Here is a 23,027-nt window from a genome sequence, read left to right as displayed (position 1 = left end):
GGCTTAAGCCAGCTCGACTTCGGCGCCAGCTGCTTCCAGCTTGCCTTTGATGTCTTCGGCTTCGTCTTTGGAAACGCCTTCTTTGATCTTGCCGCCGGCTTCGACCAGTTCTTTCGCTTCTTTGAGGCCCAGGCCGGTGATGCCGCGGACTTCTTTGATGACGTTGATTTTGGATGCGCCGGCGTTCTTCAGAACGACGTCGAATTCGGTTTTCTCTTCCTCAGCAGCTGCTTCACCGCCTGCAGGACCAGCCATCATCACTGCGCCGCCAGCTGCGGGCTCGATGCCGTACTCGTCTTTGAGGATGGTTTTCAGTTCTTGTGCTTCCAGCAGGGTCAGACCAACGATGCTTTCCGCGAGTGCTTTCAGATCAGCCATTGTATTAGCTCTTTCCGTTTACAGATGTGTGTTCCAACGTGGGTAATGTCACCCTACGCCAGTCATTAAGTGCCAACCGCTTACGCAGCTTCCGCCTTCTCTTCGATGGTCGAAAGAATGCTTGCGATGTTGCTTGCAGGTGCGCCAATTGCGCCGGCGATGTTGGAGGCCGGTGCGCCGATGCAGCCAACGATGGAAGCAATAAGCTCCTCGCGGGACGGCATTTTCGACACGGCTTCAACGCCTGCGCGGTCAAGAGCGTTCTCGCCCATTGCACCGCCAAGGATTTCGAACTTCTTGTTCTCCTTGGCGAAGTCCTCGGCCACCTTGGCTGCTGCCACGGGGTCCTCGGAATAGGTCAGAACGGTCATCCCTGTCAGCAGGTCAGCCATGTTTTCACACGGTTTACCCTCGAGGGCGATTTTGGCGAGCCTGTTTTTGGCAACACGCACGGAGCCGCCCGCGTCACGAGCACGTGCGCGAAGGTCCTGCATCTCGGCAACTGTCAGACCGGTGTAGTGGGCTACGACCACCACGCCAGAGCTTTCGAAGATCTGGCCGAGTTCCTCGACCACTTTCTCTTTCTGGGCTCTATCCACAGTTCTCTCCAAATTAGGGGCAGATGCCCCGGCTCATTTTCTGCCACACCTCGAAAGGCATGGCGGTCAAGTCCGTTTTACGGGGTTTCAGCCAAAGTCGCCCGAGAGTCGAAAAACCCTCGATCTTTCATTGGTCCTACCCGTCTCAGGAGGGAAATTAAGGCCCGATCGACAGGCCACCCACCATCTTGGACGAAAAGGAGAAAAGCGCACGACGAATCGCACGCTTTACTCCGTGGACGCTACATAGTCCTGCGGCTCATGATTTCCAACCCCTAAACGACACATCAACCCATCGGGTATGTGTCATCCTGGCGTGTCGATGCGTTCCAGAACGATGCCGAATTCTCGCTGCATCAGCGCGGTCAAATCCCACTTCAGGCGCAAAAGCGCATCCTCCCGTTCCAGATGCGCCACCTGATCAGGGCGAAGCGCATGAAGGCGAGAGAACAGATCCCGCAACTCCGTTTCGCTTTGCGAGGAAGCCAGTGCCGCCTCAATACGCTCTGTCAGCGGATCGGTAAAGCCGCGCGACCCGCAGCGCCATGCCAGCTTGTTGCGCCAGATTTCAAAATCGGCCCCGATCATGTGCAGCAAATGCGCGCCATCACGATGATCGAGCAGAACCTCTCCTCCGGCCTCCACGCTGCCAGCGCGTGGCCAATGTTGGCGCAGCTGCAATCCCGCAACACCGCACCGCACGAAGGATTTCCCCTGCGGATGCCCCACCAGACCGGACCGTTTGGGGCCAAAAAGTTTCGCATCCGTGCCGTAGACCGATTTGCGTACATCATAAGCCATCGGGCGGCGGAACAAGGTCTCGCCCACCCCTTCGGGCGCAATCACACGCTCTGCCGTGATGACCCGGATCGACAGCACCTGCCCGCCTTCTTGCTGCAGCACATCCGCTACACCGCGCCCCTCGAAATACATGAACTCATCCGCATCGACGTTCAGCAGCCAGCCGTCAGGGTATTGCCCATAGATCCATGTCAGTGCCGCATTCTGGCGTTTGACAAATGCGCTCTCGGCTGTGAGGCCAAGCGATTGCCAAAATGCTGGGGTACAGGGAATGCAGCGCACGCGAGGATGTTCGGAGAGAGCTTCAATCGCCGGATCATCAGGATTGTCAAAACAGATCGTCAGCTCGTCGGCACCCAGCGCGAGATACCACGCACAGAACTTCAGCACCTCTTTGAAAGGTTCATTCATGATGGCGCCAACGCGCCAAACCTGCGTCACTGCTGGTGCCATTTCCGCACTCACTTCACTCGTCATTTTGCCAATCAGCACTTTCTGCCTGATCGCCCTATCAGCGCCGGATACCTTGCCAATTTCTCACTATACGGAGATCTTGCGCAAAAAAAGGCGACACCGAAGTGCCGCCTTTCTTTTCTCAAACATGGAAGGGTCCGATTACTCGGAAACAGCGCCGTCCACGTCAAGTGTCACGCCCGGGCCCATGGTGGAGGACAGGACGATCTTTTTCATGTAGGCACCTTTGGCACCGGTCGGCTTCGCTTTGGCCACAGCGGACACAAATGCGCGCACGTTTTCAGCCAGTTTGGCTTCGTCGAAGGACGCTTTGCCAACGCCTGCGTGCACAACGCCGCCTTTTTCAGCTTTGAACTGAACTTCGCCGCCCTTGGCTGCTTCCACGGCCGCTTTAACGTCCATGGTCACGGTGCCAACTTTGGGGTTCGGCATCAGGTTGCGCGGGCCAAGGATCTTACCCAGACGACCGACGACGGGCATCATGTCCGGGGTTGCGATGCAGCGATCAAATTCGATGGTGCCGCCCTGGATGGTTTCCATCAGGTCTTCTGCGCCAACGATGTCTGCGCCAGCGGCCTGAGCTTCTTCCGCTTTGGGGCCACGCGCGAACACGGCAACACGCATGGTTTTGCCGGTGCCGTTGGGCAGGCCAACAACGCCGCGCACCATCTGGTCTGCGTGACGGGTGTCAACACCGAGGTTCATCGCGATTTCGACGGTTTCGTCGAATTTGGTGTTGGCGTTTGCCTTCACCAGTGCGACGGCTTCCTCGATCGTGAGGTTCGATTTGCCTGCGAAGGCTTCGCGCGCTGCGCGGGTACGTTTACCGAGCTTTGCCATCTTACTTCACCTCGATGCCCATGGAGCGGGCGGAGCCCAGGATGATCTGCATCGCGGCTTCGATGTCGTTCGCGTTCAGATCTTTCATCTTCGCTTCGGCGATCTCTTTCACCTGAGCGGCAGTGACGGTGCCTGCGGTCTCACGGCTCGGGTTGTTCGCGCCGGATTTAATCTTTGCAGCCTTCTTCAGGTAGTAAGACGCGGGCGGCGTCTTGATGTCCATGGTGAAGGACTTGTCCTGATAGTAGGTGATCACGGTCGGGCAAGGAGCGCCGGGCTCCATGTCTGCGGTCTTGGCGTTGAACGCCTTGCAGAATTCCATGATGTTGATGCCGCGCTGACCCAGCGCCGGACCGACCGGCGGGGACGGGTTTGCCTGACCTGCAGGAACCTGCAGTTTCATCGAACCAACAAGCTTCTTAGCCATGTGGTTGTCTCCTTTTCAACAGCTTTTGGGCGCGCCCAAGAGCTCTTTTACGTTGCGTGGTTCGATCCATCACGTCGCGACGCTTGGGCCTCCCACAAGAATCACGCCCGGTTAAGGAACCGGGCAGATTGGCGGCTGATACGCCCCCTTGCTGCAGGAATCAACCCCCGGTGCTGCGCTTTGCGCCTTGATCATGCGCCGAAAGGGCTGCGGCGTACCAGCTCTGTGCCACCTGCGCCCATGGAAACGCGGCCTCGGCCTTGATGCGCGCCGCTTTTGACAGGGCCTCGGCGCGTTCGGGCTGTTGCGTCAACTCTACAATCGCGGCGGCCAAGTCCCGCACCACCTGTGTCGGATCATGGGCCTCGACGAACAGCGCTTCGTCATCTGTGGCCAACCCAAGTGGGCCGCCCCAACGCAACGGCACCACCGGCAGGCCAATGGCCATGCATTCCTGCACAATAATGCCATTGGCCTCCTTGAGGCTCGGGAACAGCAGCGCACGATATTGGCCCAGCTCCTGCGACAGATCCTCATGCGCGAGCCAGCCGGCAAATGTCACCCGCTCAGAGAGACCGAGATCACGCACCAAAGCCTCCAGCGCGGCACGTTGCGGCCCATCCCCATATAGCGTGAGCCGCGCCTCCTGTGGGGCTTGAGACAGCGCACGAATAGCCAGATCTGCTCCCTTGTAGGGCACCATACGGCCGATCCAGACAAAATGCGCCGGGTTTTCAGCCGGGCACACACGGGGCCGCGCAAAGAGGTCATCGCTGAGCCCGGCATCCCAAACATCCCGCATCCGAGCCTCGGGACAGCCCGCCCAGCCCAACGCCTCTCGCGTGCGCATATAACCCGAAACCAGCACCCTGTCGGCGCGCACAAACTGGCGAGAGACCAGCCCCAGAGCCTTTTGCAGAGGGCGATAGATGCGCTGCTGCAGTCGCAGGCTTTTTTCCGCGAGATGCTGGAACCCTTGTGGATAGAAGATATTGCCCGAAAGCGGCCCGATCACATAGCAATAGCCGCTTGGTGGGAAACGCTGCTCCACCGGTGAGATCGGACATAAGTAATGGATCACCACCTGTGCGGGATCAAAGCCGCGACAGATCCGGGCGACCTCGACATGGAAGAAACTGTTCACAAACCGCGCCAGACCCGGCGTGCGCCAACAGGCCTTCATCAAGGTGCTGTCACGCACATAGATCACCCGATCCGCTGGCAACTCCCCGGCCAAGGCGTCGCGGCAGCGCTCATGAGTGATGAGGGTGGCGTCGCGACCATCTGCCAGCAGTTGCTGCATGTATTGCAGCGCCTTCATCGCCTCGCCCCCCATCGTCTGGGCAGCGTTCGTCGACACGACGAGCAATTTCATGGGCGCAAAACTCCAGTGGACAAAACAAAATCGGCCCCACTCTAGGGGCCGATCGTCAGGTTCCCAATGGGAAATGCGATGCAATGTCCGGCATTTGTACCGAAACAGGCGTGGATTACACCTGTTTGGTGACCTGCGTGAAGTCCAGCTCCACCGGGGTTTCGCGACCAAAGATGGACACGGTGACCTTGAGCTTCTGGTTCTCGTCGTCCACGCCCTCGACCATACCGTCGAAATCCTCGAACGGGCCGTCGTTGACTTTAACCTTCTCGCCCACCTCGAAGGAAATGAGCGTGCGCGGTGCCTCAACACCTTCTTCGACGCGGCCAAGGATGCCCTGCACCTCAGCATCGCGCATCGGCATCGGACGGCCCTGCGGGCCGAGGAAACCTGTGACGCGGTTGATGGAGGAAATCAGGTGATAGCCCTGATCGGACATCTCCATATGCACCAGCACGTAGCCCGGCATGAAGCGGCGCTCGGTCGAGACTTTTTTGCCGCGACGAATTTCGATCACTTCCTCAGTGGGAACCAGAACCTCGTCGATCTCGTCCTCAAGACCCTGCTCCACGACTGCGGTGCGAATCTGTTCTGCGATTTTCTTTTCGAAGTTCGAAAGAACGCTGACCGAATACCACCGTTTCGCCATGAACCTGCTCGTCCTTCTTGTTCCCTGCGGGCCTGTGCCGCGAAATATCTCCGTGCAGCCATTGGCTGCGGTCCAACAAAAATCGGCGTGCGAATCGCCGCACGCCTCATCCAGTATCGGCTGAACTATCCCTCTGAGCAGGCAAGATCAAGAGGCAACGGCGCCACAACAGCTGCAGCGCATCAAATGCCTATCTTAGCCAAAGATCCCGTAGATGCCGCTCAGACCGGTGCGGATCAGCAGATCCACCACTGCAAAGAACGCCGCAGCCAGTGCCGCCATGATGAACACCATGACCGTGGTCAGCAGAACCTCGCGGCGAGTCGGCCAGACAACCTTGCTGACTTCTGCGCGCACCTGCTGGATGAACTTAACGGGATTGATGGTGGCCATAGGGCTCTCGCACTCTCTCTTGTCGACTAGGAGGGCGATCTACCCGAGAGCGGTGGTAAATTCAAGGCCCGCCGCTCGGATGGAGCGCCTCTGCGGCCAATTCAACCTCAATTTCTGAAAACCACAGCCTGAATCCACTGAGCCGCGAAACTCTCACCTGTGTCGCGCCATGGCGTTCCGAGGCGCGCAGTCGCCTGAAACGGGGCAAGATCCATCACCATCGCCTTCTTTGACCACGATCAATTCGCTGGAAGTATCCGGTAACAGCTGAAAAAATCACAAGCGCCCAACGTACAGATGATGGTTCAGCGGTGGATTTTCTGATGTTCTTGATTTTAATGGCAGGGGCAGCAGGGTTCGAACCCGCGACCTACGGTTTTGGAGACCGTCGCTCTACCAACTGAGCTATACCCCTGTGGTGCGGCGTTCCTAAGCGAGTGCGTCAGAGGACGCAAGAGAGAAGTTCGCATTTTTGCACTTGCTAGCACGCGCACGGATCAAAGACCGCAGGTATCGTACCGCGCATACCGGAAATAAAGGCGATGTCAGCCCCGATTCCGTCTCTGGTTTATGACGAAAACAGACCCGTCGCCTTTCGCTTGAGGCGGTACGCCCAGCGCCGCACGAAAGGCCAGCGCGGGCCGAAATCGCCATCCACCATAGTTTTGACCAGAGGCTCAACGCGCTCAGCGGGAAACTCCAGCTCCTGCTGGGCGGCGTAGCGGTCGAACATGGTTTCAGCTGGAACAACGTCCTCCCACGGTGCGCCAAAGTGTTCTGCGGCGACCGCTGCGGTTTGACGGGAAACTCTGTGACGTATTTTCTCGGCATATGCGTTGTCACAGCCAACAAAACCCGTCTCAAACCCCTCAAGTTTGGTCAAGACAGACTTAAACTCCAGACGCCTGCGACGGCGTTCCGGTGCAGTGATGTCAGAGGGCAAACGCGCATATATTTCCCGAGCGACATGGATCGCAAATGGCCCCATGCTTGGGTTCTGAACAGAAATAGCCTGTGGCTGGCATCGATCAATTTCTTCGCTCGAACGGCCCATCGCCTCCAGAAACACATATTCCAACGCTTTGCTGTCGCGACGAAAGGGCAAGGCAATCACCGGTGCAGCAGAGGCGAAAAACTCTATGCGTTCCGCATAATTGCAATACCCCTGCTTGAGCTTTTCTTCGGCGTAGTCCTCAAAAGAGCAGCCTGCATTAAAGCGTTTGACCGCCTGAACATAGAGAGAGTTCAGATAGGCGGGTGGATCGCGCAGAAAGATAATGAACTTTGTCTCCAACCCAAGGTCGGCAAAGAAGCGCACTAAGCGCCTGACATGTTCTGGCGCCTTCATCCGGTCACTGAAAGTCTCCGAAGAGATCACCACATCGCCCGAGGTTTCCGCAACAGTGTCTGCAAGCTGCGCCCATGACTCGGTCTCGGACAATGTGTCAGGTGCGGTGCGCGCCTCTAGCGCCAACACTTTATGTGCGGCATCTTTTGGCGTCAGGCCTATGTCGGGATACACGATCCCGAGTTGTGCGAGCGTATTTGCATTCTTGCGCATCCAGCTTTGCAGATAGGTCGTGCCAGTCTTGTGCGTACCGATATGGACATATGCTGTGCGAGGCAAAAAATCGTCTTTCCGTTTTCATATCCACCAGAAGTCCAATGTGGTGATCTGGCGAAAACACCCATTTTTCATGTGTATGCACAGCCTTGAGCACCGAGGCAAGGCATCCCGGCGCCAAGGCCCAGAACGCGCAAAAACACGAGAAAAGGGCCTCCCGCGAAGGGAGGCCCTTTCTATTGTCACTCGCCGTTTAAATCAGGCGAGGCCCATCGCTTACGCGAGGATCTTGGACACAACGCCCGCGCCAACGGTGCGGCCGCCTTCGCGGATCGCAAAGCGCAGACCGTCTTCCATCGCGATCGGGGCGATCAGCTCAACTTCGAACTTCAGGTTGTCGCCCGGCATCACCATCTCGGTGCCGGCAGGCAGAGTCACGGTGCCGGTCACGTCGGTGGTGCGGAAGTAGAACTGCGGACGGTAGTTCGCAAAGAACGGCGTGTGACGGCCACCTTCTTCTTTGGTGAGGATATACGCCTCAGCCTCGAATTTGGTGTGCGGGGTCACGGAACCCGGCTTACACAGAACCTGACCACGCTCAACCGCTTCACGGTCGATACCACGCAGCAGCGCGCCGATGTTGTCGCCTGCTTCACCACGGTCCAGCAGTTTGCGGAACATTTCCACACCGGTACAGGTGGTGGTGGTGGTGTCTTTGATACCAACGATCTCGATGTTGTCGCCAACATTGATCACGCCACGCTCAACACGACCGGTCACAACAGTACCACGGCCAGAGATCGAGAACACGTCTTCGATCGGCATCAGGAAGGGCTGGTCAACAGCGCGCTCAGGGGTCGGGATGTACTCATCCACAGCCGCCATCAGCTCTTTGATCTTCTCTTCACCGATTTCCGGGTCACGACCTTCCATCGCCGCCAGAGCGGAACCTGCGATGATCGGGATATCGTCGCCGGGGAAGTCATAAGAAGACAGCAGTTCACGGATTTCCATCTCGACGAGCTCGAGGAGCTCTTCGTCGTCGACCTGGTCCACTTTGTTCATGAACACGACCAGCGCGGGAACGCCAACCTGACGCGCCAGCAGGATGTGCTCGCGGGTCTGGGGCATCGGGCCGTCTGCTGCGTTCACAACCAGGATCGCGCCGTCCATCTGCGCCGCACCGGTGATCATGTTTTTCACATAGTCAGCGTGGCCGGGGCAGTCGACGTGTGCGTAGTGACGCGCGTCGGTTTCATATTCCACGTGGGCGGTGGAGATGGTGATACCGCGTGCTTTTTCTTCCGGTGCGCCGTCGATCTGGTCGTATGCGCGGAAGTCGCCGAAGTATTTGGTGATTGCTGCGGTCAGCGTGGTTTTACCGTGGTCAACATGGCCAACGGTGCCGATGTTGACGTGCGGTTTATTACGCTCAAACTTTTCCTTTGCCATTCCTTAGGCGCCCTTTTGAAAATTGGGGGGTCCGACCGGACCCGGTTTCCTCTGCGCGCGCGGCTTATTTGGTTTGCGCGCAAAAATCAAGCGGTTCGTTCTTGACAAACGCGCTATCCGCTGGCCGCGTCGGCGGCGTTCTCAACCACATCCGCCTCACGCGCATCAAACCAGCCGTTTTCCTTGTGCTGTTCAACCATCCAGGTCTCGATGGCCCTAACCGCATTGCGGGCCAGACCCTGCATCTGCTCTTCACGTGTGCGGGCATGGCCCGACCCAACCAGGAAGCTCTCTCCCGAGGTGGTCTCAAACACGGTGAAGGTTTTGGGCTCTGTGTTCAGCTTCTTATTCGCGGCGTCGTCCCAGACGGTGACATTTACCGCCAGCACAGATTTCGGACTCAGCACCAAAGGCACACCGCCGGGAGCGACAAAATACCCCTCTACGCTGATGCCAAAGTGATAAAGCTGATCGCCCTCATACTGAGAAAATCTTGCGGACACTTCATTGGTCAGCACATCGACCCATTCCTGCGCCTCCACTGGACGGGAGCCGGGTACCATCTGCACCTTGGGCGCGACCACGATATTGTGGCCGAGTTTGTAGCTGCCAAGATCGCGCAGCTCATCGTCGGGGCTGGGCGGGGTACAGGCTGCGACAAGAACAGTCAGGGCCAGAAGGGCTATCGTGCGCAACATCAAATCTCTCTATCTCGCTCTCGGATCAGGGTGGCCAAGTGATAGACCGGGATTTCCCTCCCGGTAAACCCGCACAAAAGCGAACCCCCGCGCGGTTGCGCAGGGGCCACATGTTTTCCGGCAATATATTGCCGTTATTTGAATTTGTAATCCTTGGGGAACCCATAGGGGGGGCGCTTGCCAACCCCTGCCCGCTTGCCAAGCCACTGGCTGAGGTCGGTTTCATGGCGGGTTTTGCCGCCGCCCATTTCCCACTGCAGCCCTTCATCCCAGTTGAAGGTGGTGACATCCGCAAGGCCGCCATCCAGCTCCAGCGAGCCCTGACGCCCTCGGGCCATGTTGTATTTCTGCAGGCGCACGCCCTTGCCGCGGGTGAGTTCAGGCATTTCCTCAATAGAGAATACAAGGAACTTGCCATTCTCGGAAACCACCGCAACGTGATCGCCAGAGACAGGAGTACAGATCTTGGCGCGCTCGTCGTCCTTGACGTTCAACACCTGCTTGCCGCCCCGTGTCTGCGCCACGATCTCTTTCTCTGCACAAACAAAGCCATTGCCAGCATCCGATGCCACCAGCAGACGCCCTTCCGGGTTGTGGATGAAGAGATCAACGATCTCCACCTCATTGGGCAGATCCACCATCAGGCGCAGAGGTTCGCCCATGCCACGACCGCCGGGCAGATTGGCCGCTGACAGGGTATAGAACCGCCCGTTGGAACCAAAGACCAAGAGCCGGTCGGTGGTTTCCGCATGGAAAATAAAGCGCGGGCCGTCGCCGTCCTTGAACTTCAACTCACGGCCCAGATCGATATGGCCGGTCATCGCGCGAATCCAACCCATTTGCGAGCACACCACGGTGATCGGTTCGCGGTCGATCATCGCCTCAAGCGGCACGTCTTCGACCTCGCCCGCCTCGGCAAACTGGGTGCGACGACTGCCGCCCTCATAGTCTTTGCCGAACTGTTTTTTGGTCTCACGCAACTGTTCGGTGATCTTCTTCCATTGCAGATCTTCACTCTCCAGAAGCTCGGCAAGGCCCGCGCGTTCCTCGCGCAAGGCGTCCCGCTCGCGGGTGAGTTCTATCTCTTCGAGCTTGCGCAAGCTGCGCAGGCGCATGTTGAGGATCGCCTCGGCCTGCACCTCGGAGAGTTCGCCGTCGCCTGCGACAGGCGTGACATACTCGGCCTCGGTGAAGGCACGGGGAAGTTCGCGCTCCCAATTTTCACGCATCAAGGCCGCTTTGGGATCATCGTCATAGCGGATGATGTCGATCACCCGGTCGAGATTCAAAAACGCAATGATGAAACCGTCGAGCACCTCAAGCCGGTGGTCGATCTTGGCCATCCGGTGGCGCGAGCGGCGCTGAAGCACATCACGGCGATGGTCGAGGAAGGCGCGCAGCACCTCCTTCATCGAGCAGACCTTGGGCGTCACGCCGTCGATCAGCACGTTCATATTAAGCGAGAACCGCACCTCCAGATCGGAGTTACGATACATCAACCCCATCAGCACCTCGGGGTCGACGTTCTTGGATTTCGGTTCCAGAATGATGCGGATGTCTTCGGCGCTTTCATCGCGCACATCCGCAAGGATCGGCACCTTCTTGGTCTGGATCAGCTCTGCGATTTTCTCGATGAGCTTGGATTTCTGCACCTGGTAGGGGATTTCCGTGACAACAACCTGCCATTGACCCCGGCCCAGATCCTCAATTTCGTGTTTGGCGCGCAAACGGAATGAGCCACGGCCCGTGCGATAGGCCTGTGCGATGTTTTCCTTCGGTTCCACAATGGTGCCGCCGGTCGGGAAATCCGGCCCCGGCACGTGTTGCAGCAGCGTGTCATCACCCGCGTTCGGTGCCTTGATCAGGTGAATACAGGCATCGATCAGCTCGGAAATATTATGCGGCGGAATATTGGTCGCCATACCCACGGCAATACCGCTGGATCCATTGGCGAGAATATTCGGGAAGGTCGCAGGCAGAACGCTCGGCTCTTGCAGGCGGCCATCGTAATTGTCGCGAAAATCGACCGCGTCTTCGCCCAGCCCCTCCAGCATCGCCTCAGCGATGAAGGTCATCCGTGCCTCTGTGTAGCGCGAGGCTGCAGGGTTATCGCCGTCGATGTTGCCAAAGTTACCCTGACCGTCAACCAGCGGATAGCGCACCGCAAAATCCTGCGCCAGACGCGCCATGGCGTCATAGATCGCCGCATCCCCGTGAGGGTGGAAATCCCCCATCGTGTCGCCGGAGATCTTGGCGGACTTCAAAAATCCGCCCGATGACGACAAGCGCAATCGGCTCATGGCGTATAGGATGCGCCGATGCACAGGCTTCAGTCCGTCACGCGCATCGGGCAAGGCCCGGTGCATAATCGTGCTCAGCGCATACGTTAGGTATCGCTCGCCAATGGCGCGTCGCAGCGGCTCGCGCAGCTCGCCATTTGCAGGCATCTCGGGGGTCGTGGGATCATCAACGATGTCGGTCATCTCATCCTGATACTGCCCACCTCGTCATGCGGCAAGCGGGCATCGCCCGTTTTCCACAGAAGAGCGACATGGCGTGACCGCGTTGCCCTGAAATCATTTGAAAATTCGCCCCATCAAGCCACTGCGGGGGAGGAATTTACCACCTCTCCCCTCGTTTTATGTTAAAATTGTGGAATATGATCGCACCCAATGCGATTCTCGCTGCCAATTTCAGGTTCGGAACATCTGTGTGCCTGCCGCGTTGAGCGCGGGAGCGGGGTAAGCTGTCTGAACTGCAGCGATCAATTTTCGGGGGAGTGTACGCGATGTCGCGGTTTTTGGTGGTTTCTTTTGCCGGTTTGGCACTAGCTTTTTACGAACTCAGCGGAGGTGCGGATTTCTCCCCACCCGAGCGCGCTCAAACTGAGACCCCGAGTGCCCGCGTCGCCGCAGCCAGTGACCGTGGCCGGATAGTCAGCCGCCCCGCAGAAACCCAGCTCGCCAGCCCTGTTCTGACACCATATAGTGCACCGGCTGTGATCAAAACCGCCACTGGCAACCGTGCGGATACCGCATCCGACACCCCGACAGGGTCGGATGCTGCGGTTATCAACATCTCCTTGCGCGAACCGGCCTCGGTGGTTTCCCTACCGCAGCCGATTTCTCTCAATCTGCCCGTCACGGGTCTGCGGATCGGATCGATAGAAGGTGGTCTTGGCGCGATCACAACCGATGAACCGCAGCCCGTCGCTGCTGTCGCAACCCCCGAGCCGATTGGCGACATGCGCAAGATACGAGCCTCTCGCGCCAATGTGCGCCTTGGGCCCGGCACCCGTTTTCCGGTGCTGATGCAACTGCTTGCCGGGGATAAGGTGCGCGTGCTTAACGACGATCCTTCCGGATGGTCACTGCTGGAAAACCCAAAGACCGGTCAAGTGGGCTGGATTGCGGCTTCCCTGCTGAGCGCGAAACAGTCATAACTCGGCCCCGGACCTACCCGGGGAGCGACGATGACCAAAACCTTGCTGATTACTGGCTGCTCATCCGGCATTGGCCACGCAGCCGCCAATGACATGCGCGCCCGTGGCTGGCGGGTGTTTGCCTCATGCAGACAGCAGCGCGATTGCGACCGCCTGCGCGCCGAAGGCTTTGAAAGCCCGCGCATTGATTACACTGACGCAGACAGCATTCAAACTGGGCTGGCCGAAGTGCTAAAATCCACCGGCGGCACGCTGGATGCGCTGTTCAACAACGGCGCACACGGGCTGCCCGGTGCGGTCGAGGATCTGCCCACAGATGGCCTGCGCGAGATTTTTGAGACCAATGTGTTTGGCTGGCACGAGTTGATCCGACAGGTGGTCCCGGTTATGCGCGCGCAGGGACGCGGGCGGATTGTGCAAAACTCATCTGTGCTGGGGCTGGTAACATACCCATGGCGCGGGGCCTATGCGGCAACAAAGTTTGCAATCGAAGGGCTGAGCGACACCCTCCGGCTAGAGTTGTCCGGCACCGGGATCGACGTAATCCTGATTGAGCCAGGCCCCGTGACATCCAAAATCCGGGAAAACTCCATTCCGCATTTTGAAAAGCACATCGACTGGAAAAACTCGCCGATCCGCGACCGATACGAGGGATCACTGTTGAAGCGGCTTTATGAATCCAGCGGGCCAGATGCGTTTGAACTGCCCCCTGCGGCAGTGTCCAAGAAACTCGCACACGCCTTAGAGGCACGCCGCCCACGTCCGCGTTACTATGTCACCACGCCAACCTATATCGCCGGGACGCTGCGCAGGGTACTGTCCACGCGCGCGATTGACCGCATCCTGCTGCGGTATAGATAGACGCACCACAGCGAACCGAATGCAAATCAGAGGCATCCGGCGCCACAGGACAACAAAGGACCACACGGATCATGGGCTCTCCACTCTATATTTTGGGCATCCTCGCAATGGCCGCAGTGGCCATCGTGCTTGCTATCGGCATCGGCGGCTTTGGCGTCGGCGGAGAATTCAACCGCAAGAACGGCAACAAGATGATGCGCCTGCGTATTTTCTTTCAGTTCATCGCCGTGGTTTTGATGGTTGCTTTTGTCTATTTTGCCGGCACAGGAAACTAACATGGTCGTTCTCAGCAAAATCTACACCCGCACCGGCGATAAGGGCGACACCGCGCTTGGCAATGGGGCGCGCGTTGCCAAACACTCTGCCCGTGTGACCGCTTATGGCACCTCGGATGAGTTGAACGCGCAGGTGGGCGTTGCCCGCTTGGTCGCTGAGGGTGAAATGGACGCCGCTCTGGCACGCATTCAAAATGACCTCTTTGATCTTGGCGCTGATCTTTGTCGGCCCGAGATGCATCTGGATGCGGACGCTGAGTATCCGCCGCTGCGTATCGCGCAAAGTCAGGTGGATCGCCTCGAGGCGGAAATCGACGTCATGAACAAAAATCTGACGCCCCTGCGCAGCTTTGTTCTCCCCGGCGGCAGCGCGCTTTCGGCGTATCTGCACGTTTGCCGCACCGTCGCCCGCCGCGCTGAGCGTTTGACAACGGAACTGGCTACAGAAGAAGACGTCAACTCATCGGTGACGATCTACCTCAACCGGCTTTCGGACTGGTTCTTCGTTGCCTCGCGCATCGCCAACGAAAATGGCGAGAAAGACGTGCTCTGGGTGCCCGGCGCGAACCGGTAGTCCTTTTTTGCCTGCGGAGCAGTTCCAGCTTCAAAGAAGAAAACTCTACAGGACAACGAGGTCTTCGGTCTACCAACGCCCACACGCAACCTGTTCCTTGGGGATACCGCTCTGAGGATCAGCAAGGTCTGGTTGAGTGCCTACGTTCCGATCGCAAGTGTTGGGCAATCGGCAAAATGCGTCTCGGAGATGTTCAAGGCCTCGACTTCATCAAGGAATGACAGAACATTGCCCGATTGAAATGCCTTAAGCGTTTCCAATGACAGGTCCCACCACTGTGATTGCAGCAGTCGCTCCCGCACCCTCTCCGGAAAGCGGAATCGAATGTGACGTGCCGGGCATCCTGCGACTATCGAATATGGGGCAACATCTTTTGTGACCACGGAATTTGCGCCAATAACGGCTCCTGCCCCAACAACCACACTCGGCATGACAATGGCCCCATCTCCGACCCAGACATCCGCCTGCAGGATGGTGGGCGCATCTCTCCTGGAGGCAGCCGAGAACTCAAGTGCCTCCATCTCATCTGCGCTATAGAACGCTTCGGCAGGCCCCTGTGCCAGCGCAGGATTTGTAGACACTCCCGTCATGTAGTGCGCACCTGCTGCGATCGAAACGCGACGACCTATACTGCAGTACCGTCCGATAAAGACCCTGTCCCGCACAATGCCCGAATCATTCATATAGCTTTGGGCACCGATGAACACGCTGTGTTGAGAAATAGGGGCCGGGCTTTCCATTCGCGCAGTCTGCTCAAAAAGGAATGAGCGTAGAGGTGCGAACTCTCTCGCCAGTCCTGCAGCGCTTATGCTCTTGGCATCCAGCCTGACCGAAGGGGCGAGTGTGCCCGCGACAAATTGTGCTTCCTTGCTGGCCAATGACTGCATTCGTAAATTTCTCATCGATTTTTTCCGAATGAAGTGAACTACACAACTGTTAACAAACCCCATTCAAAAGCCATAAAGCGCACGCAAGCATCAGCTGCGACCTGCGTTTCACCCAAACCTGAATTGGCCCGGGTACTGCCCGACTATCGGCGAGAGGAACTTTTATATGCCCCTCAGCAGGTTTCCGGAAAGAAAATTCCGTAACGAAATTTGGCGTTATTGCTGCAAACGCGACGTCCTCGAGCCACAACGTGACGATTTTACCCTGTTGCCGTCGCCCTCTAGTCGGTATCAACACCTCGAGAGCATTCATGGGACCCGTGGGAGCGGGACCCGATTGTTAAGGAGAAACGCACTATGAAGGTACTCGTGCCTGTCAAACGCGTGATCGACTATAACGTGAAAGTCCGCGTCAAAGCGGATGGAAGCGGTGTTGATCTCGCCAACGTCAAGATGTCGATGAACCCCTTTGACGAGATTGCCGTCGAAGAGGCCATCCGCCTCAAAGAAGCTGGCAAGGCGGATGAGGTGGTCGCAGTCTCCATCGGCGTCAAGCAGGCTCAGGAAACCCTGCGCACCGCGCTCGCCATGGGTGCCGACCGCGCCATCCTCGTAGTTGCAGCCGACGATGTGCATCAGGATATTGAACCGCTCGCGGTCGCCAAGATCCTTGCCAAAGTTGTCGAAGAAGAGCAGCCGGGGCTCGTGCTGGCAGGCAAACAGGCGATCGACAACGACATGAACGCCACCGGTCAGATGCTGTCGGCACTGCTGGGCTGGTCTCAGGCAACCTTTGCCTCCGAAGTCGACATCGACGGCGATAACGCGAAGGTCACCCGTGAGGTGGACGGCGGTTTGCAGACCATCTCTGTGAAGATGCCAACAATCGTCACCGTGGATCTGCGCCTCAACGAGCCGCGCTATGCCTCCTTGCCGAACATCATGAAGGCAAAGAAAAAGCCGCTCGACGAGAAAACCGCTGCTGATTACGGCGTCGACGTCACCCCACGCCTGACCGTGGTGGAGACCAAGGAACCCGAGGCCCGCTCTGCAGGCATCATCGTGGGCTCCGTGGACGAGCTGGTCGCGAAACTCAAAGAAGCGGGGGCTGTGTAATGGCTGTTCTTCTCCTTGCCGAAGTCAACGCAGGTGAGCTGGCGTTTGATGCCACTGCAAAGGCTGTTTCCGCCGCGAAATCTCTGGGCGATGTGACCGTACTGGCTGCAGGCGCATCCGCTGCTGCTGCGGGCGAAGCTGCCGCCAAAATCGACGGCGTTGCAAAGGTGCTGGTCGCCGAAGACGAAAGCCTCGGCCACCGTTTGGCAGAACCCACAGCAGCGCTGATCGCGTCGCTCGCGGGTGACTACAGCCACATCGTCGCGCCCGCGACCACCGATGCCAAGAACATCCTGCCCCGCGTGGCAGCTCTGCTTGATGTGATGGTGATCTCGGACGTGACAGCCGTAGTTGACGCCGACACATTCGAGCGCCCGATCTACGCAGGTAACGCCATTCAAGTGGTGAAATCAGCGGACGCGAAAAAGGTCATCTCCTTCCGGACGTCCACCTTTGATGCCGCTGGCGAAGGTGGCTCGGCTTCTGTCGATACCATTTCCGCAGCCGATAACCCCGGCCTCAGCTCTTGGGTTGAAGACAAGCTCGCCACCAGCGACCGCCCCGAGCTCACATCCGCTGGTGTGGTTGTCTCCGGTGGTCGCGGTGTCGGGTCTGAAGAAGACTTCAAGATCATCGAAGCCTTGGCCGACAAACTGGGCGCTGCAGTTGGCGCATCCCGTGCCGCGGTCGATTCGGGCTTTGCTCCGAACGACTGGCAGGTGGGTCAGACCGGTAAGGTGGTTGCGCCTGAGCTCTATATCGCTGTCGGCATCTCCGGCGCGATCCAGCACCTTGCAGGTATGAAAGATTCCAAGATCATCGTCGCCATCAACAAAGACGAAGAAGCACCGATCTTTCAGGTTGCCGACTACGGGTTGGTTGCAGACCTGTTCCAAGCCGTACCGGAACTGACCGAAAAGCTCGGCTGATCCAAACAGCTTCGAAGAATGAGAAAGGCCCGCCGATTGCGCGGGCCTTTTTTTGCATTTCAGGCGTATTTCCGTGTGGCTCAGGCAGCCGCCAACATATTGAGTAGTCTTGACGCCACCACATCCGCGATCCGGTCATGTTCCTTGGGGCCAAGCATCATCTGCGCAGCAGGCAGGTCCATCGGGCCAAACATCATCCCCGGAATATCCTGCGCCTGCCCGGCTGTCGTCACCTCAAGCTCAATCACGCCAGATACACGCGGACGCAGAACATCAACCATAGACCGCTCCACAAGGCTTGGAGAAGGACCAAGCGTGTCGACCGTTCCCATATCATACCGGAGCCACAGCAGCACAACGCGCCCACCAAGCGCATCCACGATGCGGCTCATTCGTGTCAGCCAAGTTTCTTGAAGGCCAGCTCGTACCCGCTCAAACCGGTCCTCGGACACGCCCCTGAGTGACGTCAGCAGATGCTTGTTGAAGTTGAAGTCGGTAAAATCGACCTCTGGAAACAAATGCACAAGCGCGTCATAGGCGCGCAAAAAGCGATCATTGCGCCGAGGATGGACCTTATAGAAACTATTGGTGAGGTTCTGCGCACCCATCACCTGCAGCACGGTCATTTGCCCACCCGCCGCGATGTCCATCAACGCCTCATCATGTAAAAACGCATCAACCCCTGCGTTCACACAACCCAGATTGATACAGGCCAAACCAATTTGCCCTTCGACGCCTTGGGCGAAAGGCCGTTCAACGAAACGCCCAAACACTTCGGTTCCACCAAGGAAACTGATGTAAGGATCACTCAGCGCACGCGCGGGTCCCCTGACACGAAGCCGCGACTCTCCGTAGCTGCATAACTCGCTCACGAGCGCGTCTGCGCTTTTGAGTTCATAGCTCATTTCATCCACCACTTTTTCACCCAAGAGCCATATTGCCGCCCGAATCTTTCCAAACTGCTAAACGGCGAATTTGCTGAAAACAGAGGCAATCGGCCTTGTTTCTGCAGGCGCGAAACCTTTAGTATCCGCCCGCAGGCACTAGGCAGGCGCAAGGAAAGGCCATCCATCATGGACGTGAAAAAAGTTGGGGTTATCGGTGCAGGTCAGATGGGCAACGGCATTGCCCACGTCTTGGCGCTTGCAGGATTTAATGTTGTTCTCAATGACATAAGCCAGCAGGCGCTCGACAGCGCGCTGTCACTGATTCAGAAAAACCTCGCCCGTCAGGCCAGCCGTGGCAAGATTGAAGACGCTGAAGTTACCGCCACGATGGACCGGATCTCGACCACGCTCACTCTGGCAGATTTGGGTCAAACCGATCTGGTGATCGAAGCTGCAACCGAGCGTGAAGCCGTAAAGCAGGCAATCTTTGAGGATCTGCTGCCCCATTTGCAACCGCATACGATTCTCACGTCCAACACATCATCGATCTCAATCACACGTCTGGCGAGTCGCACGGATCGGCCTGAGCGTTTCATGGGGTTCCATTTCATGAACCCGGTCCCGGTGATGCAGCTGGTCGAACTCATTCGTGGCATTGCGACTGATGAGGACACGTTTCAGACCTGCCAAGCCGTGGTTGAAAAGCTTGGAAAGACGGCTGCCAGCGCCGAGGACTTCCCTGCCTTCATCGTGAACCGCATTCTCATGCCCATGATCAATGAGGCGGTCTATACGCTCTATGAAGGCGTAGGCAGCGTGCGCTCCATCGATGAGTCCATGAAACTCGGTGCAAACCACCCGATGGGTCCACTGGAGTTGGCGGATTTTATCGGCCTCGACACCTGCCTTGCGATTATGAACGTGTTGCACGACGGGTTGGCAGATACGAAGTACCGTCCCTGTCCCTTGCTAACCAAATATGTCGAAGCGGGATGGCTTGGCCGTAAAACCCAACGTGGTTTTTACGACTATCGCGGTGAAACACCCGTTCCAACGCGCTAACAAATCATACCTAGAGTTTGTGAGAGGCGTTACGGGCTGCAACTTCTGTTGGGCGCCTTATGGCGTCTTGTCCATAGTGTCTGATCTCGAGCGATTGAATGACACTCAGTCAAGCCTCATGATCGACATCCAGCGGCTGGTCATTTTGCGTGAAATCGGACGGACCGGCAGCTTAATCGATTCCGCAGATCGGCTGAACCTCACCTAATCGGCCGTCTGCTATGCGATCCGGCGCTTTGAATAGCGACACGGCATGAAGCTCTGGGAGTGGCGCAAGCTGCGGCTCAAACCGACAGGGGAATATCTGCTTGGGTTGACCATGCGTGTCTTGCCGCAACTTGAACACGGCGCTTCGGTGCTGGAGGATTACGCGCAGGCGACGTGGGGCGATCCGAGTGGGCATGGAGTGCCACCCCTGTCAGGACTGGCTGATGCGGATCGTCGATCCGTTTCTCGCTGGGTGGCCAGATGTTGAACTCGACGTGACCTCGGTTTTCAGTTCCGCGGGCTCGCTGTCCTGCCGGGACACGAGATTGATCTGCTGGTCACTCTCGATCCGGTAGAGCGTCTAGGCCTTGAATATGCGCTAATTTAGAGGCCGTACCTTGCTCAGAATAGAGTTGAAAATGGAAGCCAGATGGTATGCGTCCGGTCTAACTTCTCTTCGTTGGCGCGCTAAGTTACGAACGTCAGTCCCAATATTTTTCGAAGTATTCATCGAAGCGGCGATGTTTCCCTAGCCCGATGCTATCAAACTCGTCTTCATTCTCTGAGCGCGTGACCCCAATCACTGACTGGGCTTGATTGATGCCAAATGTTGTTGTCAAGTTCCAGCCATCCGTTGTTGAGGTAGACACGGGCTTTGGGCATGCGGTTTAGGGCATAGTGGATCGCCTCGGCCAGCTTGGTCTTGCCTGAGATTTTGGGGAGTTGGGCTGAAAGCCATGCTTCCAGTTCATCGAAGATTGGTTTTGCCTTCTCCTGGCGCAGGGAGACCCGTTCTTCGGGCGATTTGCCTCGTGCCTCCTTCTCAACAGCATAGAGGTCTGCGATCTGCGTGATCGCATGCTAGGCGATGTCCGCACCGGTGCGCTCGAACTCATCCACAAACTTGCGACGCACATGCACTATGCACGCTTGTTCACCAGCTTTGTCTTTACCGACCAGCCCATTGAAGCCCGCAAAGCCCTCCGCATGCACGGCACCAGTATATCAAGCACTCCATCACGCCGTCAGACCGGACAGATACGCCAGATGCAACGCTTACGACCTTGCGGCTCTGCTGCGTCTTGCGACGGGGTCGGCGGCGGTCACTGGAACGCCGAAGGCCGCGCACTCTGGCGAGGCACGGCTGGAAGGTTTTGATATTATTGGAGAATTAGTATTGGTTGCGGGAGTAGGATTTGAACCTACGACCTTCAGGTTATGAGCCTGACGAGCTACCTGGCTGCTCCATCCCGCGGTGTTTGTTTTTGATTTATCGATTTAGAGAGAATTTGGGTTCTTATTAGGTTTGGCGGTGCCCTACTCTCCCACACCTTAAGATGCAGTACCATCGGCGCAACAGCGCTTAACTTCCGGGTTCGGGAAGGGACCGGGTGTTTCGCTTGTGCTTTGGCCACCAAACCGAATAAGAACCCATGATCTTCGATCCTGGGTTTTTATTCGGTCGGCTGTGAGAGACTTTTGAAGCAAGTCTCGTAAGCCGCCGGAAGGCTTGTACGTTTGTACGAGCCACCCAGGGTCTAGATTTATCAACGTGTTGATCGTCCTGTTTTCAGGAGGTCAACGAGTTGTCCAAGTCAGTTTTGCTTTTTGGTGTTTGGCTGTCTTTTACTGGATCAGATCAAGCCAATCGGGCGATTAGTACCGGTCAACTGAACGCATTGCTGCGCTTACATCTCCGGCCTATTGACGTGGTGGTCTTCCACGGCCCTCAGGGATACCTTGTTTTGAGGGGGGCTTCCCGCTTAGATGCCTTCAGCGGTTATCCTTTCCGAACATAGCTACCCAGCACTACCGTTGGCACGATAACTGGTCCACCAGTGGTTCGTTCACCCCGGTCCTCTCGTACTAGGGGCAACTCCTCTCAAGTATCCTACACCCACGGCAGATAGGGACCGAACTGTCTCACGACGTTCTAAACCCAGCTCACGTACCTCTTTAAACGGCGAACAGCCGTACCCTTGGGACCTGCTCCAGCCCCAGGATGAGATGAGCCGACATCGAGGTGCCAAACACTGCCGTCGATATGGACTCTTGGGCAGTATCAGCCTGTTATCCCCGGCGTACCTTTTATCCGTTGAGCGATGGCCCTTCCACTCGGGACCACCGGATCACTATGGCCGACTTTCGTCTCTGCTCGACTTGTCAGTCTCGCAGTCAGGCTGGCTTTTGCCATTGCACTCAACGAGCGATTTCCGACCGCTCTGAGCCAACCTTCGCGCGCCTCCGTTACGCTTTAGGAGGCGACCGCCCCAGTCAAACTACCCGCCACGCAGGGTCCCGGACCCAGATAATGGGCCGCGGTTAGACATCAAGAGTGCGAAGGGTGGTATCTCAAGGAAGGCTCCACCGCGACTAGCGTCACGGTTTCGATGCCTACCACCTATCCTGCACATCACAATCCTGATGCCAGTGCGAAGCTGTAGTAAAGGTGCACGGGGTCTTTCCGTCTAACCGCGGGAAGCCTGCATCTTGACAGGCAATTCAATTTCGCTGAGTCGATGTTGGAGACAGCGGGGAAGTCGTTACGCCATTCGTGCAGGTCGGAACTTACCCGACAAGGAATTTCGCTACCTTAGGACCGTTATAGTTACGGCCGCCGTTTACCTGGGCTTCAATTCGGAGCTCTCACCCCTCCTTTTAACCTTCAGGCACCGGGCAGGCGTCAGACCCTATACGTCGTCTTGCGACTTCGCAGAGCCCTGTGTTTTTAATAAACAGTCGCCACCCCCTGGTTTGTGCCCCCGGATTCCACTTGCGTAGGACCCGGGCCTCCTTCTCGCGAACTTACGGAGGTATTTTGCCGAGTTCCTTCAACATCGTTCTCTCAAGCGCCTTGGTATTCTCTACCAGTCCACCTGTGTCGGTTTAGGGTACGGTCTGATGGAGGGCTATTTCCAGGGACTGCTCAGCAGCCTGCTCAATCCGATAAGAGCAAACTACCTTCGCAATCCGTCACATCCTCCTGGCCCAGGAATATTAACCTGGTTCCCATCGCCTACGCCTTTCGGCCTCGGCTTAGGGGCCGGCTTACCCTGCTCAGATTAGCTTTAAGCAGGAACCCTTGGACTTTCGGCGAGAGTGTCTCTCACACTCTTTGTCGCTACTCATGTCATCAT

The 23,027-nt window shown here is 57.4% G+C and carries 22 protein-coding genes, 2 tRNA genes, 2 rRNA genes and 1 pseudogene (1 of these 27 running past the window's edge); 8 read left to right on the top strand and 19 right to left on the bottom strand.

Annotated features, from left to right (window positions below; translation table 11 throughout):
• Window positions 1-3 precede the first annotated feature (3 nt).
• The 13 genes from rplL to parC form a co-directional block, all read right to left on the bottom strand.
• Complete coding sequence (gene rplL, locus K529_RS00880) at window positions 4-378, bottom strand: 50S ribosomal protein L7/L12 (protein ID WP_005621055.1); 375 nt, start codon at window positions 376-378, stop codon at window positions 4-6.
• Between the two features lie 80 nt (window positions 379-458).
• Window positions 459-977, bottom strand: coding sequence for a 50S ribosomal protein L10 (gene rplJ, locus K529_RS00875; protein ID WP_005621052.1), 519 nt, complete (start codon window positions 975-977; stop codon window positions 459-461).
• Between the two features lie 306 nt (window positions 978-1,283).
• A complete protein-coding gene (locus tag K529_RS00870; RefSeq protein ID WP_040642320.1) occupies window positions 1,284-2,231 on the bottom strand; it encodes a glycosyltransferase family 2 protein in 948 nt (315 codons plus the stop codon).
• Between the two features lie 162 nt (window positions 2,232-2,393).
• Entirely contained in the window at window positions 2,394-3,092 is a 699-nt protein-coding gene (gene rplA, locus K529_RS00865; RefSeq protein WP_005621045.1) for a 50S ribosomal protein L1, read from the bottom strand.
• A 1-nt stretch (window position 3,093) separates the two neighbouring features.
• Window positions 3,094-3,519 (bottom strand): 50S ribosomal protein L11, encoded by a 426-nt coding sequence (gene rplK / locus K529_RS00860; protein ID WP_005621043.1) that lies wholly within the window; start codon window positions 3,517-3,519, stop codon window positions 3,094-3,096.
• Between the two features lie 160 nt (window positions 3,520-3,679).
• Window positions 3,680-4,894: a glycosyltransferase family 4 protein gene (locus tag K529_RS00855; RefSeq protein WP_005621040.1), complete on the bottom strand. Its 1,215-nt coding sequence runs from the start codon at window positions 4,892-4,894 to the stop codon at window positions 3,680-3,682.
• Between the two features lie 115 nt (window positions 4,895-5,009).
• Window positions 5,010-5,543, bottom strand: coding sequence for a transcription termination/antitermination protein NusG (nusG, locus tag K529_RS00850; protein WP_005621026.1), 534 nt, complete (start codon window positions 5,541-5,543; stop codon window positions 5,010-5,012).
• A gap of 195 nt (window positions 5,544-5,738) precedes the next feature.
• Window positions 5,739-5,936, bottom strand: coding sequence for a preprotein translocase subunit SecE (secE, locus tag K529_RS00845; RefSeq protein ID WP_005621023.1), 198 nt, complete (start codon window positions 5,934-5,936; stop codon window positions 5,739-5,741).
• 339 nt (window positions 5,937-6,275) lie between these two features.
• Window positions 6,276-6,351, bottom strand: a tRNA-Trp gene (locus K529_RS00840).
• 153 nt (window positions 6,352-6,504) lie between these two features.
• A complete protein-coding gene (locus tag K529_RS00835) occupies window positions 6,505-7,563 on the bottom strand; it encodes a hypothetical protein (protein ID WP_005621021.1) in 1,059 nt (352 codons plus the stop codon).
• A 213-nt stretch (window positions 7,564-7,776) separates the two neighbouring features.
• Window positions 7,777-8,952 (bottom strand): elongation factor Tu, encoded by a 1,176-nt coding sequence (gene tuf / locus K529_RS00830; RefSeq protein ID WP_009176153.1) that lies wholly within the window; start codon window positions 8,950-8,952, stop codon window positions 7,777-7,779.
• A 113-nt stretch (window positions 8,953-9,065) separates the two neighbouring features.
• Complete coding sequence (locus tag K529_RS00825) at window positions 9,066-9,650, bottom strand: hypothetical protein (RefSeq protein ID WP_005616925.1); 585 nt, start codon at window positions 9,648-9,650, stop codon at window positions 9,066-9,068.
• Window positions 9,651-9,784: 134 nt separating this feature from the next.
• Window positions 9,785-12,133, bottom strand: a complete 2,349-nt coding sequence (gene parC, locus K529_RS00820) for a DNA topoisomerase IV subunit A (protein WP_005616927.1) — start codon at window positions 12,131-12,133, stop codon at window positions 9,785-9,787.
• 305 nt (window positions 12,134-12,438) lie between these two features.
• Here parC and K529_RS00815 point away from each other — a divergent pair, with 305 nt between their 5' ends.
• From K529_RS00815 to K529_RS00800, 4 genes are all read left to right on the top strand, one after another.
• Complete coding sequence (locus K529_RS00815; protein ID WP_005616929.1) at window positions 12,439-13,092, top strand: SH3 domain-containing protein; 654 nt, start codon at window positions 12,439-12,441, stop codon at window positions 13,090-13,092.
• Between the two features lie 30 nt (window positions 13,093-13,122).
• Window positions 13,123-13,953: an SDR family NAD(P)-dependent oxidoreductase gene (locus K529_RS00810; protein ID WP_005616932.1), complete on the top strand. Its 831-nt coding sequence runs from the start codon at window positions 13,123-13,125 to the stop codon at window positions 13,951-13,953.
• Between the two features lie 71 nt (window positions 13,954-14,024).
• Entirely contained in the window at window positions 14,025-14,228 is a 204-nt protein-coding gene (locus K529_RS00805; protein WP_005616935.1) for a twin transmembrane helix small protein, read from the top strand.
• A gap of 1 nt (window position 14,229) precedes the next feature.
• On the top strand, window positions 14,230-14,802 hold the full coding sequence (locus K529_RS00800; protein ID WP_005616938.1) for a cob(I)yrinic acid a,c-diamide adenosyltransferase: 573 nt from the start codon (window positions 14,230-14,232) through the stop codon (window positions 14,800-14,802).
• 140 nt (window positions 14,803-14,942) lie between these two features.
• Here the strand turns inward: K529_RS00800 and K529_RS00795 are convergent, their stop codons facing one another.
• Window positions 14,943-15,752 (bottom strand): CatB-related O-acetyltransferase, encoded by an 810-nt coding sequence (locus tag K529_RS00795; RefSeq protein WP_080929638.1) that lies wholly within the window; start codon window positions 15,750-15,752, stop codon window positions 14,943-14,945.
• Between the two features lie 294 nt (window positions 15,753-16,046).
• Between K529_RS00795 and K529_RS00790 the strand changes: the two genes are divergently transcribed.
• Together K529_RS00790 and K529_RS00785 are read left to right on the top strand one after the other, a co-directional pair.
• Entirely contained in the window at window positions 16,047-16,805 is a 759-nt protein-coding gene (locus tag K529_RS00790) for an electron transfer flavoprotein subunit beta/FixA family protein (protein ID WP_005616943.1), read from the top strand.
• The gene (locus tag K529_RS00785) at window positions 16,805-17,734 is read left to right on the top strand and encodes an electron transfer flavoprotein subunit alpha/FixB family protein (protein ID WP_005616945.1); all 930 of its coding nucleotides are present in this window, start codon (window positions 16,805-16,807) and stop codon (window positions 17,732-17,734) included. The genes K529_RS00790 and K529_RS00785 overlap by 1 nt, the downstream gene beginning before the upstream one ends.
• An 80-nt stretch (window positions 17,735-17,814) precedes the next feature.
• On the opposite strand, the gene K529_RS00780 is transcribed toward K529_RS00785, so the two are convergent.
• Window positions 17,815-18,639, bottom strand: a complete 825-nt coding sequence (locus K529_RS00780; RefSeq protein ID WP_040641949.1) for a DUF6473 family protein — start codon at window positions 18,637-18,639, stop codon at window positions 17,815-17,817.
• A gap of 168 nt (window positions 18,640-18,807) precedes the next feature.
• Between K529_RS00780 and K529_RS00775 the strand changes: the two genes are divergently transcribed.
• On the top strand, window positions 18,808-19,683 hold the full coding sequence (locus K529_RS00775) for a 3-hydroxybutyryl-CoA dehydrogenase (RefSeq protein ID WP_005616952.1): 876 nt from the start codon (window positions 18,808-18,810) through the stop codon (window positions 19,681-19,683).
• Between the two features lie 253 nt (window positions 19,684-19,936).
• Window positions 19,937-20,158, top strand: a complete 222-nt coding sequence (locus tag K529_RS23395) for a hypothetical protein (RefSeq protein ID WP_131665024.1) — start codon at window positions 19,937-19,939, stop codon at window positions 20,156-20,158.
• A gap of 326 nt (window positions 20,159-20,484) precedes the next feature.
• Here K529_RS23395 and K529_RS22980 read toward each other — a convergent pair.
• The 4 genes and pseudogenes from K529_RS22980 to K529_RS00760 form a co-directional block, all read right to left on the bottom strand.
• A pseudogene (locus K529_RS22980) lies at window positions 20,485-20,895 on the bottom strand (IS66 family transposase); the annotation flags it as partial.
• Between the two features lie 173 nt (window positions 20,896-21,068).
• Window positions 21,069-21,145, bottom strand: a tRNA-Met gene (locus K529_RS00770).
• A gap of 49 nt (window positions 21,146-21,194) precedes the next feature.
• Window positions 21,195-21,309: ribosomal RNA gene (gene rrf / locus K529_RS00765) — 5S ribosomal RNA — on the bottom strand.
• Between the two features lie 216 nt (window positions 21,310-21,525).
• Window positions 21,526-23,027: ribosomal RNA gene (locus K529_RS00760) — 23S ribosomal RNA — on the bottom strand (it continues 1,341 nt past the right edge of the window).

The organism is Tritonibacter mobilis F1926 (assembly GCF_000376545.2).
GTDB classification, from domain to species: Bacteria; Pseudomonadota; Alphaproteobacteria; order Rhodobacterales; family Rhodobacteraceae; genus Epibacterium; species Epibacterium mobile.
Note: the sequence above shows the minus strand (reverse complement) of the source record. Positions and strands in the feature narration are given on the sequence as shown.